At 61.8% G+C, this 12629-nt stretch carries 9 protein-coding genes and 1 pseudogene; 3 read left to right on the forward strand and 7 right to left on the reverse strand.

Translation table 11 applies throughout. From position 1 onward, the window contains the following. Positions 1 to 9 precede the first annotated feature (9 nt). Positions 10 to 1701 carry an ABC transporter substrate-binding protein gene (locus tag MF410_RS25915; protein ID WP_239620497.1) on the reverse strand — a complete coding sequence of 564 codons (1692 nt, stop codon included), beginning with the start codon at positions 1699 to 1701 and terminating at the stop codon, positions 10 to 12. A 78-nt stretch (positions 1702 to 1779) separates the two neighbouring features. After that, entirely contained in the window at positions 1780 to 2007 is a 228-nt protein-coding gene (locus MF410_RS25920; RefSeq protein ID WP_239620498.1) for a hypothetical protein, read from the reverse strand. Between the two features lie 29 nt (positions 2008 to 2036). Here MF410_RS25920 and MF410_RS25925 point away from each other — a divergent pair, with 29 nt between their 5' ends. The 3 genes from MF410_RS25925 (at position 2037) to MF410_RS25935 (ending at position 8098) form a co-directional block, all read left to right on the forward strand. Further along, positions 2037 to 2945 carry a flagellin gene (locus tag MF410_RS25925; protein ID WP_097629742.1) on the forward strand — a complete coding sequence of 303 codons (909 nt, stop codon included), beginning with the start codon at positions 2037 to 2039 and terminating at the stop codon, positions 2943 to 2945. Positions 2946 to 3155: 210 nt separating this feature from the next. Next, entirely contained in the window at positions 3156 to 4694 is a 1539-nt protein-coding gene (locus MF410_RS25930; RefSeq protein WP_131710794.1) for a DHA2 family efflux MFS transporter permease subunit, read from the forward strand. A 101-nt stretch (positions 4695 to 4795) separates the two neighbouring features. Next, positions 4796 to 8098, forward strand: coding sequence for a cellobiose phosphorylase (locus tag MF410_RS25935; RefSeq protein ID WP_239620499.1), 3303 nt, complete (start codon positions 4796 to 4798; stop codon positions 8096 to 8098). A 4-nt stretch (positions 8099 to 8102) separates the two neighbouring features. Here the strand turns inward: MF410_RS25935 and MF410_RS25940 are convergent, their stop codons facing one another. The 5 genes and pseudogenes from MF410_RS25940 to MF410_RS25960 form a co-directional block, all read right to left on the reverse strand. Then, positions 8103 to 8849: a FadR/GntR family transcriptional regulator gene (locus MF410_RS25940; protein WP_131710792.1), complete on the reverse strand. Its 747-nt coding sequence runs from the start codon at positions 8847 to 8849 to the stop codon at positions 8103 to 8105. Positions 8850 to 9027: 178 nt separating this feature from the next. After that, positions 9028 to 9791: pseudogene (gene kduD, locus MF410_RS25945) on the reverse strand (2-dehydro-3-deoxy-D-gluconate 5-dehydrogenase KduD). Beyond that, positions 9788 to 10624, reverse strand: coding sequence for a 5-dehydro-4-deoxy-D-glucuronate isomerase (kduI, locus tag MF410_RS25950; RefSeq protein ID WP_097629723.1), 837 nt, complete (start codon positions 10622 to 10624; stop codon positions 9788 to 9790). The pseudogene kduD and the gene kduI overlap by 4 nt, the downstream one beginning before the upstream one ends. Positions 10625 to 11229: 605 nt before the next feature. Next, the gene (locus MF410_RS25955) at positions 11230 to 11376 is read right to left on the reverse strand and encodes a DUF1127 domain-containing protein (protein ID WP_011428254.1); all 147 of its coding nucleotides are present in this window, start codon (positions 11374 to 11376) and stop codon (positions 11230 to 11232) included. A gap of 189 nt (positions 11377 to 11565) precedes the next feature. Next, positions 11566 to 12546, reverse strand: a complete 981-nt coding sequence (locus MF410_RS25960; RefSeq protein ID WP_131710790.1) for a 3'-5' exonuclease — start codon at positions 12544 to 12546, stop codon at positions 11566 to 11568. Positions 12547 to 12629: the final 83 nt, after the last annotated feature.

Raw genomic sequence — 12629 nt, forward strand, 5'->3', positions numbered from 1 at the left:
TCGCTGGGTTTAGCTGACCGGCTTGAGACGCAGCAGATGCATCAGGCGCATGCGGTTGTTGTCGTGATCCTCGGGATTCATCACCGGATCCTTATCTGTGACCCAGCCGGTGAAGCGCTTGCTGGAGAACTGATACCAGGTCGGCCCGTTGAAGACGGGCACGACGGGGAAGTCGTCGGCGATCAGCAGCTGAATGTCGTTGAAGATCTTCTTGTGGTCGTCGTCCGACGTCGCCTGCAGGTATTGATCGAAAAGCGTGTCCAGTTTCGGGTTCGAATAACGCGAGGGGGCGCCGGTGATGCGTCCGCCATAGGGAGTCGACAGGCTCTGGTAGTAGCCGCGGAACGGCGTTGCGCCGTCGGCGCGGGAGTTCATGACGACCTCGAAGCTGCCGTCGATGATCTCTTTGCGCCATTGTTCATATTCAGGCGTGGCGACCGACGCATTGATGCCGGCGGCGCGCAGGCCTTCGACCGCGATCTGGACCGCATCGATCCAGTCCGTCCAGCCGTTCGGAACAATGATCGGGAAGGCGATCGGCTTGCCGCTCGGCGTCGTGCGGAAGCCGTCAGCACCCTTCTTGTAGCCAGCATCGTCGAGAATCTTACCGGCCTTCTCGGTGTCGAAGCCCATGAAGGCGTCCTTGCCGCCCTCGGCATCCTTGTTGCGCCAGCTTTCGAAGCGCGGCGGCAGGCCGGTCGCATGCTCGTTGACGACGGGATAGCCGAAGCCGGCAATATCGACCATGGACTTGCGATCCATGGCGAGGCTGAAGGCATGGCGGAAGTTCAGGTCCTTATAGGCTTCGAGGTTGCCTTCATTGCCGCTCTTGAAGTTCATCTGGAAAGCGACGGTTTCGGCCGGCGGCTGCCAATAGCCGTTATGGTCGGCATCGAGTGAGACGAAGGTCTTGTCGATCTGTGGAATGAAGGATCCGATCCAGTCCATATTGCCCTCCGGCAGGATGGCGAGCATCTGGTCGTTGCCGGAGATCTGCGGCAGTCTCAAGCAATCGACATGCAGCGAGGCGGCATCCCAATAGTTCGGGTTGCGGCACTGCTCGTAGACCTGCGGCGTGAAGCGGCGCAGCTCGGTCATCGGGCCGGAACCGACCGGCTTCTCGTTCTTGAAGGCAACAGGATCGGAAACGTCCTTCCAGATATGCTCGGGAACGATCGCGAGGTCCGCCAGCGTTTCCGGGAAATCGGAGTTGACGGCCTTGAGATCGATCTTCACCTCGGTCGCCGACGGCGTCTCGACGGAGGCGACGGTCTCGCCGACGCCGACCGTGTCGAGGGCGGCGTTCTTCAGCATCAGGTCGATGGTATATTTCACATCGGCCGAGGTCAGCGGCTGGCCGTCGGACCATTTCACACCGGGTCGCAGGGTGTAGGTGACCGATTTCATGTCCTCGGAGAATTTATAGCCGGTCGCCAGACGGAAGACCGGCTTGCCGCCATCCTCGGCATTGAAGATGACCAGCGGCTCGTAGATGAAATCCATCGTGCTCTGCCGGCGGCCGGCAAGATCGAACGGATTGAAATTTTGAACCCAGCTGGTCTGCTCCTCGATGTGCATCGTCAGCACCGATTCAGCGGCCGCACTGCCCGCCCCGAAAGCGACGAGCGCCGTCAGCGCGGTTGCCGCTGCCCAGCCGGCGTGCACGGAAATGTTGTGAAACATGCGTTTGCTCGATCTCATTCGAACGTTCCCCTCGTTATCTATTTTTGGAGTCAATCAAATTGATTTAATATTGATAGTCAGTTTCCCGCCTTTGCGTCAATTGCCGATCTCAAATTTTTGCAGGCGGCAGCCTGAGCCGTTTTCGCAGGCATTGAGAGGCGCAATTTCATGGTGAAAAAAAACAAGGGCCGGGCTCGCCGCGTTAACCATTAAGGTACTTTTAAGTACGATAATTAATCCAACGATGGCGAATTGATCGGAAACTCCAGGTCGATAAGCATGAGGCTGCTCGCCACGGCCGGGATGTTTCCCGGGTTTCACCATATGCAACCACCGAAACAGGCGAATTTCCGATGACGAGCATCAATACCAACAACTCCGCGATGGCTGCCCTTCAGACGCTGCGCAGCATCAATTCCAATCTCGAAACGACACAGAACAGCGTCTCCACGGGCTATCGGGTCGATACTGCATCCGACAATGCCGCCTACTGGTCGATCGCCACCACGATGCGCTCTGACAACAAGGCGCTGTCTGCTGTCTCCGATGCGCTCGGCCTCGGTGCGGCAAAGGTCGATACGGCTTACACGGCAATGGACAGCGCGATCGACGTCGTCGACGAGATCAAAGCCAAGCTGGTGGCAGCGACCGAAGACGGTGTCGACAAATCAAAGGTCCAGGAAGAAATCAGCCAGTTGCAAGAGCAGCTGATGAGCATTGCCCAGTCGGCGTCGTTCTCGGGCGAGAACTGGGTCGCCGGTGCCGACGGCACGAAGAACGTCGTATCCTCCTTCGTTCGCGACGGCTCCGGCGCCGTTTCCGTCAAGATGACGGATTACGTTCTGGATACCAGCTCCGCCGGCAATGTGCTGTTCGGCATGAGCAGCGGTTCGATCGAAACCTCGACGGGTATCCTCGGAACGGCCGATGCAAACGGCGATTCCGTCTACTCGCTCGACATTACCAACTTTACCACCGGTCAGATCCAGTCGGCGCTGTCGACCATCGAATCGGCGCTGTCGGCGATGACATCGGCCGGTGCACAACTGGGTTCGATCTCGACACGCATCGATCTGCAGGAAGACTTCGTCGGAGCGCTGTCGGATTCGATCGACTCGGGCGTCGGCCGGCTGGTCGATGCCGATATGGAGGAGGAATCGAGCAAGCTGTCCGCCCTGCAGACGCAACAGCAGCTGGCGATCCAGTCGCTGTCGATCGCCAATTCCTCGTCGCAGAACATCCTGTCGCTCTTCCGCGGCTAATCGCAATCAAAGACGCAAAGGGAGCCCGGCGCATAAAACGCCCGGCTCACCCCGCCGATCAACGATCGAGCCTGGCCTTCCCGGTCAGGCTCGATCGCATTTGGGACCCCTCTTGCCCCGACATGCCGGTTGACATGTCGATCGTCTCCACAGCAAACATGATCGATCTTCTCAACCGCGGCAGAATTGCCGCGCGCGCGGGACCATCGCATGGAACGAGTTGAGCCTGCCCATCCCGATGCAAGGCCCGCCATCGTCTGGCTCGGCTTCCTCGCCATGTGCATCGGCATGTTCATGGCGATCCTCGACGTTCAGGTGGTGGCGACGTCGCTGCCGACCATCCAGTCGGCGCTGGGTATCGATCCGGATCAGATGAGTTGGATACAGACGGCCTATCTGATTGCCGAGGTGGTGGCGATCCCGCTCACCGGCCTGCTGACGCGGCTTCTGACCATGCGGTGGCTGTTCGTTAGCGCCATCGGCCTATTCGTGACGGCTTCCGCCGGCTGCGCGGCCAGCGGCAGCTTCGGCGAGCTGGTCGCCTGGCGGGTGCTGCAGGGTTTTTCCGGCGGAACCCTGATCCCCTCGGTGTTTTCGGCCGTTTTCATCCTGTTCCCGAACGAGCGGCAGGCGCTGGCGACGACGATTGCCGGCGTACTGGCGGTGCTGGCGCCAACGGTCGGGCCGATCGTCGGCGGGTGGCTGACCGAGACCTATTCCTGGCATTGGCTGTTCCTGATCAACATCCTTCCGGGCATTGCCTCGGCAATCCTGGCGGCATTCTTCCTGCCGCGGCAGCCGGCCGACCCGTCCGAACTCAGGCATCTCGACGGTCTGTCGCTTCTCCTGATGGCGACCGCGCTGACGACGCTGGAACTCAGCCTGAAAGAGGCGCCGACCAGCGGCTGGACCTCGGCCTATGTGCTGAGCCTGCTGGCGATCTGTCTTGTCTCGGGCGGTGTGTTCATCGCTCGCACGCTCAGCCGGCGCTGGCCGATTGTCGATCTCGGCAATTTCGCCGATCGCAATTTTCTCGTCGGCTCGACCTTAAGCTTCGTGCTCGGCATCGGCCTGTTCGGCTCGGTCTATCTGATGCCGGTGTTTCTCGCTTTCGTCAGAGGCCACGACGCGCTCGAAATCGGCATGACGATGCTGGTCACCGGCATCGCCCAGCTGGTGACGGCGCCGATCGCGGTCGCGCTGGAGAAGCGCATGGATGCACGACTGCTGTCGGCCGCCGGTTTCGCGCTGTTTGCGATCGGCGTCGGCATGAGCGCCTTTCAGGATCCGCGTTCGGATTACGATGCGATGTTCTGGCCGCAGATCGTGCGCGGCGTCGCCATCATGTTCTGCCTGCTGCCGCCGACGCGGCTGGCGCTCGGCACGCTGCCGGCCGATCGCATTCCCGATGCGAGCGGGCTTTTCAATCTGATGCGCAATCTCGGCGGCGCCATCGGCATCGCGCTGATCGACACTATCATCTACACGCGCTCCGAACCGCTGGGCCAAGGCCTCTGGGCGCGTCTGCAGGCCGGCGACATCGATGCCGCCACATTCATCGGCGCACCTCTTCAGGCCATATCGGGCCACAAGGGGGAATTCGATGCGGATACCGCGGCGCTGCTTGATCCGCTGGTCCAGACCGCGGCCAGCGTCCAGGCGATCAACGAAGCCTGGATGGTCGTCGCCATCCTCACCGGCTGCGCCCTGCTCTGCGTGCCCTTCGCCAGGCGGCCGGCGTCAACGTGACACATGGCGATATGTTGCCGATCGGTCGGCCGCCGGTAAGATTTCTCTCAATCTTTTTGCGTCATCCTTCGATTCCCCTCTGATCAATCGACGAGATCTCAATGGCCCCGAACCTTGACCGCAGCTTTCAAATGCCCCGACGCGAAGATCTCGGCCTGTTTACGATCAGCAACGGCTCCGGCCTGTCGATATCGGCGCTGCCGAACGGCACGCTGTTTGCCATCGAATATGCCGACGACAAGGGCTCGGTGCAGATCAATCAGATCCAGGGTTCGCCGCTCATCGGCGGCATCGGCCGCCTTTATCTGCGCCTCGGCGGCGCTCGGCCTGATGTCGTCGAGATTGTCGGCCCGCGTGCCAATGGCAGCTTCGGATACGATGCGACGAGCTTCTCTTGGAACGGCAAGACAGGCGATATCGGTTATGACGTCCGGCTCGAACTCCATCCCTCCGAAACGGCATGGTTCTGGCGCACCTCCCTCCGGCATCCGGAAAAGAAAACCCTGCCGGCGGATCTGGTGCTGATCCAGGATGTCGGCCTTGGTGATCGCGGCTTCCTAATGAACAGCGAAGCCTATGCCTCGCAATATGTCGATCATCATATCGCCGATCATCCGGCATTCGGGCCCGTGGTGATGAACCGGCAAAATCTCCAACAGGGTGGCGCCCGCAGTCCCTGGCTCGCCCAGGGCTGCCTCGACGGGACGGCGGCCTATGCCACGGATGCAATCCAGCTGGTGCAGGCGAAAGACCGCCTCGGCGATCGGCTGGTCGGCCCCTTCGGCGCCAGCCTGCCGAGCGAGCGGCGGCAGCAGGAAACGGCCTGCCCGGCCATTCAATCGAAACCGCTCACCATTTCCGCAAGCGGTGCTGGTGCGACGTTCTTTGCGGTGTTTGCCGCCGATCATCCCGAGGCGTCGAGCGATGCCGATCTTGCGCGGCTCGACGGGCTTGCAGCTGCGGAAAGAGTTGCCGCCGGTCTCGAAGAGGTGACGCCGGTCCGCAGCCTGTTGCAGGACGCGTCGCTGTTGGAGGTCGAAGCGCTCGACAAAAAGGCGATCGGCCGGCTCTATCCAGAGCGGAGCCTGGAAGAGCGCGCCGGCGGAAAGCTGCTGTCGTTCTTCACGCCGGACGGCGTCCTGAACCGCCACGTCGTGCTGCGCGAGAAAGAGCTTTTGGTGGCCCGCCGTCACGGCGCGATCGTCCGAAGCGGTGAGAATATGCTGCTCGACGATTCCACCCTTGCCGCCACCTGCTGGATGCAGGGCATTTTCGCCGCCCAGCTGACGATCGGCAATACCTCGTTCCACAAGCTCTTTTCTGTCTCCCGCGACCCCTATAACCTCACGCGCGCCAGCGGGCTGCGCATAATGGCGGATATCGGGGCGGGTTGGCAGTTGCTTGCGGTGCCGTCCGCATTCGAAATGGGGCTCAACGACTGCCGCTGGATCTACCAATGTTCGGAACGCACGATCACCGTTGCGGCGGTCGCCTCCGGCGAGGATGCGGCCATGCAATGGACCGTCTCCGTTGAGGGCAAGCCGTGCCGCTTCCTGGTGTTCGGTCATGTCGTCCTCGGCGAGCGCGAATATGACGCGGGCGGGCAGATCGCGGTCGATGCCGCACGCAAACGCATCGCCTTCCGGCCGGATCCGGCCTGGCTCTGGGGCGAGCGTTATCCCGATGCTGGCTATTGGCTGGTGAGTTCGACGCCAGATGCCATCGAGGAGATCGGCGGCGACGAACTGCTCTATACCGATGGCATTGCACGCCACGGCGCCTTCGTCGCTCTGCGCTCCCGGCCGACCCAGGGCTTCTCGTTCGCCGTGGTCGGCTCGATGACGAATGCTGAAGAAGCCGAGCGGCTGGCGCAGCGTTATGAGGCTGGCGTCACCGATGCAGCCATGCTCGTGCCGGCCTCGAAATTCTGGCGGAACGCCGTTCGTGGGTTGACGATCGATAGCCCTTCGCCGGACCTGGCCGCGCAGACGACGCTGCTGCCCTGGCTCGCGCATGACGCCATCGTGCATCTCAGCGTTCCGCACGGCCTCGAGCAATATACCGGTGCCGCCTGGGGCACACGCGACGCCTGTCAGGGGCCGATCGAATTCCTGCTCGCCTATGAGCATGACCGCGAAGCCAAGGAGGTGGTGAAAACGGTCTTCAGCGAGCAGTACCTTGAGAAGGGCGACTGGCCGCAATGGTTCATGCTGGAGCCCTATGCCAATATCCGGGCGGGCGACAGCCATGGCGACGTGATCGTCTGGCCGTTGAAGGCGCTCTGCGACTATATCGAAGCGACCGGCGATCTCGCCATTCTTGGCGAGAAGGTCTCCTGGCGCGACGAAAAGACCATGCAGAAGGCGCCGAAGGCCGACAGCATCGCGATCCATGTCGACAAGCTGCTCGATACCGTCCGCGGCCAGTTCATCCCGGGAACGCATCTGATCCGTTATGGCGAGGGGGACTGGAACGATTCCCTGCAGCCGGCCGATCCGCATCTGCGCGACTGGATGGTCAGCAGCTGGACCGTCGCCCTGCTTTACGAACAGATCGTCCGTTATTCCGCGATCCTGCGCCGACTCGGCCATGGGAAAAAGGCCAGAAATAACAAGGCAAAATCGCTGAGGAAAATCGCAACGGCGATGCGGCGGGATTTCAACCGCCATCTCGTGCGAGACGGTATCGTTGCCGGTTACGGCATTTTCGATCCCGCCCATGATGGGGTCGAATTGCTGCTGCACCCGAGCGACCGGCGCACCGGTCTCTCCTACTCGCTGATTGCGATGACGCAGGCGATGCTCGGCGGGCTGTTTTCGCCGGATCAGCGACGCGATCATATGAAGCTGATCGAAGAGCATCTGCTCTTCCCAGACGGCGTGCGGCTGATGGAGAAGCCGGCGACCTATGCCGGCGGTCCTGAGACGCTGTTTCGCCGGGCGGAATCCTCGTCCTTCTTCGGCCGCGAGATCGGGCTGATGTATGTGCATGCGCATCTGCGCTATTGCGAGACGCTTGCTTTGGACGGCGAGGCGGATGAACTCTGGAAGGCGATTTCCGTCGTCAACCCTATCGCGGTCACCACGGCCCTGCCGCAGGCGTCGTTGCGCCAGCGCAATACCTATTTCAGCAGCAGCGACGCGGCCTTCCATGACCGCTATGAGGCGGCGGCGCAATGGGCGCGGGTCAAGGCCGGAAAGGTCGCGGTCGACGGCGGCTGGCGCATCTATTCGAGCGGGCCCGGGCTCTATGCCAGGAGCTTCGTCGAAAATATCCTCGGCTTCAAACGACGCTTCGGCCGGCGCAGACGCAAACCGTTGCTGCCCGAGGCTCACGCTTCCGTCGAGCTGCGGACGGATCACGCAGGCTGGCGGCGGCTGATGAAGGCGAATCCAAAGGTCTAATACTTCAAGAGGAAGTGCTGGCGTCGCGCAGTTCTTCGAAGCGGGCGGCGCTCTTCGACAGGTGAGTTCGAATAGCGCGGCGGGCGGCGGCTTCCTCGCCGTCGCGGATCGCCGCGAATATCGCATGGTGCTCCCGGCGCATGCGGGCCGCATGGCGCTTGCGCTCGGCCGCCGTCATCTTGTCCAAGCGCGCCCATTGCCGCGGCACCATGAGGTCGCCGAACGTATCGAAGAGGCGGCCGTAATAGGAGTTCTGCGTCGCGACCAGGATCGACCGGTGGAAGGCGTAATCCTCCTGCGCGCCGTATCCGCCCTCCTCCAGCGCCTTGTCGAGCGCATCGAGCCGAGCCTGCATACGGGCGAGATCTTCAGGCGTGCGCCGCAGCGCGGCAAGACCGGCGGCTTCGTATTCGACCCCCATGCGCAGCTCCAGCACGCGAAGGATCTCGTCGATCGACTGCAGGTCGTTGGGAATGATCGAGAAGGATCGCGGGTTGGGATCGTTCGAAACGAAAGCTCCAAGCCCCTGCCGCGTGGTGATCAGGCCCTTGGCGCGCAGCGTGGCGAGCGCCTCGCGGACGATCGTCCGGCTGACGCCGGTCGTCCGCATGATCGCCTGTTCGGTCGGCAGACGCTGGCCGGGCTTCAGATCGCCGGACTCGATCTGCGCCATCAACGTATCGGCAAGGCCGCTGCGCAGGTTCGACGGCTGGCGAATGGTGTTGAAGACCGCGTTGTCCCTGTCCGTCATTTGTGTCGAATCCTGCCCTCGATGCGGCTGCGCTGGCCTCATGTCCTTTTGCTAACGCATGCCGGCAGGAAAGGCAAAACGACCTCGATCACGGCAGCTCTATGCGACCGCGCCGCGCGTTTCTTCAGAACTCGCGGCGCTTAGTACTTTGAATATGCAGCCGTCGTTCCGAGGCGGATCACCGCGCCAGCCAGCCGCCATCGACGGGCAGCACCGTTCCATGCACATAATCGGAGGCCGAGGATGCCAGGAAGACGGCGGCCCCCCAAGTTCGGCAGGCGTTCCCCAGCGCCCGGCCGGAATGCGCGAAAGAATCGCGGCGTTGCGGTCGGCATCCTCGCGCAGCGCCGTGGTGTTGTTGGTGACGAAGTAACCGGGGGCGATGGCGTTGACGTTGACGCCCTTGCCGGCCCATTCGCAGGCAAGCAGCTTGGTCAGTCCGGCAAGGCCGCTTTTCGAGGCGGTATAGGAGGGGATACGGATGCCGCCCTGGAAGGAGAGCAGCGAGGCGATATTGATGATCTTGCCCCGGCCCTTTTCGACCATGTGGCGGCCGGCCGCCTGCGACAGGAAGAAGGCCGTCTTCAGGTTGACGTCGATTACCGCGTCCCAGTCTTCCTCGGTGAAGTCGAGCGCATCGGCGCGTCGGATGATGCCGGCATTGTTGACGAGGATGTCGAGGCCGCCGAAGGTCTGGATGGCCTCGGCGACGATACCCTTGACCGGTTCGATGGTGCCGAGATCGGCCTTGACGACATGAAAGCGGCTTCCCGCCTGCTTCACCAGCGCCTCGGTTTCCTCCATCGAGGATCGCCCGACCGCGACGATCGAGGCGCCGGCCTCGGCAAACGCTGCCGCGATGGCCTGGCCGATGCCGGTATTGGCGCCGGTGACGACGGCAGTCCTGCCTGTGAGGTCGAAGGGATTTGCCACGGCGCTCACCTCAGATCCGCAATGGCGATGTGATCCATGTCGGTGAAGCTCTTATTGTCGCCTGCCATTGCCCAGATGAAGCTGTAATTCTTGGTGCCGGCGCCGGAATGGATCGACCAGGGCGGCGAGATGACCGCCTGCTCGTTGGCGACCAGCATATGCCGGGTCTGCTGCGGCTCGCCCATGAAATGGAAAACGCGCTGCTCGGCTTCCAGATCGAAATAGAGATAGGCTTCCATGCGGCGGTCATGCGTATGGGCCGGCATGGTATTCCAGACGCTTCCGGCTTCGATCATGGTGAAGCCGAGGGTGAGCTGGCAGGACTGGCAAACCTCGGGATGGATGAACTGGTAGATCGACCGCTTGTTGGCCGTCGCGGCGTCGCCGGGTGTCAGGTGGCGGGCCTTTTCGCGGGTGAGCAATACCGTCGGATGTGTCTGATGAGCCGGCGTCGAGACCAGATAGAACTTGGCCGGATTGGCGGCATCCACGCTCTCGAACCGCACGTCCTTGGCGCCCTTGCCGGCATAGAGGCAATCATATTTGGCAAGATCGTAGCTCGTGCCGTCGACGATGATGCGGCCGGCGCCGCCGATGTTCAGCGCGCCGAGTTCACGCTCGGCGAGAAAGGTTTCCTGGCCGATCGCCGTCGGCGCCGTCAGCGGCAATCCATCCGCCAGCGGTGTGGCGCCGCCGATGACCATGCGGTCGTAATGGGAATAAGTCAGCCGGATCTCGCCGCCCGCAAAGACGGTTTCCACCAGAAAGTGACGCCGCAGCGTCTCGGTGTCGTAATTGCGCACGGCCTCGGGATGGGAGGCGTGCCTCACGTCGATCTGCATGTCAAAATTCCTTCAGTTTCGTTGTCGTCAAGCGTCGTGCTCCAGCGAAGCCGGATCCGTTCGGCGATCCGTTTCGCTCGGAAGTGAACCGAATGGTTACATAGTTGTACGACAAATTCGGAGTCAATATGTTTCTGCAGCACGCAGCCACAACCGGCGGCGATCTCGGAAATCACCAGCAAAATCAGGGATAAACAGGAAAGAGCCACCATCGCCCGATAACGGATGGCGAGCCGCGGTTTTCGGCGCTTTTGACCAAAAACGAAAAAGCCTGCCGCGGGAGGAGGTGCGGCAGGCTTTCGAAAAAAACCGAACGACAGCTGGGAGGAGGAGTGCTGCCGTTCCCGCAGACGACCCTGGGAGGAGGATGGGGCGCCTGCATCTCGAAGGGATGCGGGAGGAGGTGCATCGCTTCGATAGGAATAATCATACTTATTTCTTGCTCAGTTGGTAGGCATTTCTTTGCAGGGCAGCTATGCGTTATGCGAAAAGCGGGCGGCTTGATCACGCGGTCCAGGCCCGACTGAAGCACAAAAGCAAAGCGCCCGCTTCTGAAGAAAGCAGGCGCCGGCCAAACTCTTAATAAATGCTCAGTCTACAGGCCGTTAGCGGGCGATGGCAGCGCGCGCGACGTTGCGGATGTCGCCGCGGCCGATGCCGAGGTCGTCCAGTTCGCGCGTGGACATACGGCCCAGTTCAGCGACCGTCTGACGGTACTTGCGCCAGTTATTGAAAGAGCGTGCTACGTTCATGATGATCCCCTTTCCGCGGGCTTTCGAAGCCTAGCTGCCAGTCCTTGGCGCTTCGTTCGCTTCGATGAGAGGTATATAGTACGAGCCCTTCGATAGTTGCAGCGCCAATGCATCACTGCACCTATGCGACATTTGCATGGGTCGGCATATTTGGGTGTATTTTCGATCAGGGTCCGAACCGCTTCGCGGTCAGAGTTTGAAGCGGTCGAAGGCCGTCAGCCGCACGACTGGCGGCTCCGCCTCTTTCCACCGGTAAATTTCCGAGCGCAGATAGGAAAGCTCGTCGTCGAGATCGTCTTCGCCGACTTCGATCCACCAGGACTTCAGCCGGCCGTCGCTGCCATCCGACCAGCGATAACCCCTCGCCTTCAGATGGTCCTTCATCTCGAACGGGCTGTGTTCGGCGAAGATGCGAATACGCGAGCGCTGGCTGGCGCGGTAAAGCTCGGCGAACGGGCTTTCACCGTCGCCCTGCTCCCGATCGAGGATTTCCAGCAGCGCGTGGCAGTCGTCCACCGCGCGATGGCCGTCATGAAAATAACCGGCCTGGCCGACGAGATAGCCGAGCTTGGTGCCTTCGAAGCCGCGGGCGCTCCAGTCGATCTCCGACACCGAGCACGCCCAGGCCTTGCCGGCGAAAATCCTTGAGAAGGCCTCGCAGAACGGCCGGTCGAAACCGGCATTGTGGGCGATGATCAGATCGGCCGGCTCGATCAGGGCGCTCAACGGCCTTATATCGATGACCTGGCCTTCGACCATCGCATCGGTGATCCCCGTCAGCCGGGTAACCTCCGGCGGTATCGGCCGCGACGGCTGTTGCAGGCCGCCATAAATGCCGACGATATCGCCGATCGCGCCGTCATCGTCGAATGTGAAGGCGACGGCGCCGATTTCGATGATCTCGTCGTTGCGGTGGTTGAGACCTGTTGTTTCCGTATCGAGAATGACGCCAAGCCGCGAAAATTCCGGCCGTCTGACCGTTGCGATCGGCCGGGCTGTTAGTTTCCGCAGGACGCGGTAGTTGCCGCTTTCTTCAAGCGTACGCGCCATGTCCTCATCGGAACTGGCGGCCGGCTGCGACGTCGGCCGGCGCGAGGGAGCGCGCGCCCTGGCGACTGCCGGCGACGGCTTGGCAAACATGTCGAGTTGCGAATCTCTCTGCACGCTCATCGAACCTGTATGTCACGCAGACGCGGTTTAATCCATCGCGCGCGGCTCTATCCCCAGCCCTTGCCTTTCCTGGACATGCAAGC

This window comes from Rhizobium sp. C104 (assembly GCF_022354505.1).
Taxonomy (GTDB): Bacteria; Pseudomonadota; Alphaproteobacteria; order Rhizobiales; family Rhizobiaceae; genus Rhizobium; species Rhizobium redzepovicii.

Excerpts from the sequence above, each read along its gene's own strand:
- MF410_RS25960 (WP_131710790.1), bottom strand. The coding sequence starts at position 12,546 with ATGAGCGTGCAGAGAGATTCGCAACTCGACATGTTTGCCAAGCCGTCG.
- kduI (WP_097629723.1), bottom strand. The coding sequence starts at position 10,624 with ATGCAGATCGACGTGAGGCACGCCTCCCATCCCGAGGCCGTGCGCAAT.
- MF410_RS25935 (WP_239620499.1), top strand. The coding sequence starts at position 4,796 with ATGGCCCCGAACCTTGACCGCAGCTTTCAAATGCCCCGACGCGAAGAT.
- MF410_RS25940 (WP_131710792.1), bottom strand. The coding sequence starts at position 8,849 with ATGACGGACAGGGACAACGCGGTCTTCAACACCATTCGCCAGCCGTCG.
- MF410_RS25955 (WP_011428254.1), bottom strand. The coding sequence starts at position 11,376 with ATGAACGTAGCACGCTCTTTCAATAACTGGCGCAAGTACCGTCAGACG.
- MF410_RS25915 (WP_239620497.1), bottom strand. The coding sequence starts at position 1,701 with ATGAGATCGAGCAAACGCATGTTTCACAACATTTCCGTGCACGCCGGC.
- MF410_RS25930 (WP_131710794.1), top strand. The coding sequence starts at position 3,156 with ATGGAACGAGTTGAGCCTGCCCATCCCGATGCAAGGCCCGCCATCGTC.
- MF410_RS25925 (WP_097629742.1), top strand. The coding sequence starts at position 2,037 with ATGACGAGCATCAATACCAACAACTCCGCGATGGCTGCCCTTCAGACG.
- MF410_RS25920 (WP_239620498.1), bottom strand. The coding sequence starts at position 2,007 with ATGGTGAAACCCGGGAAACATCCCGGCCGTGGCGAGCAGCCTCATGCT.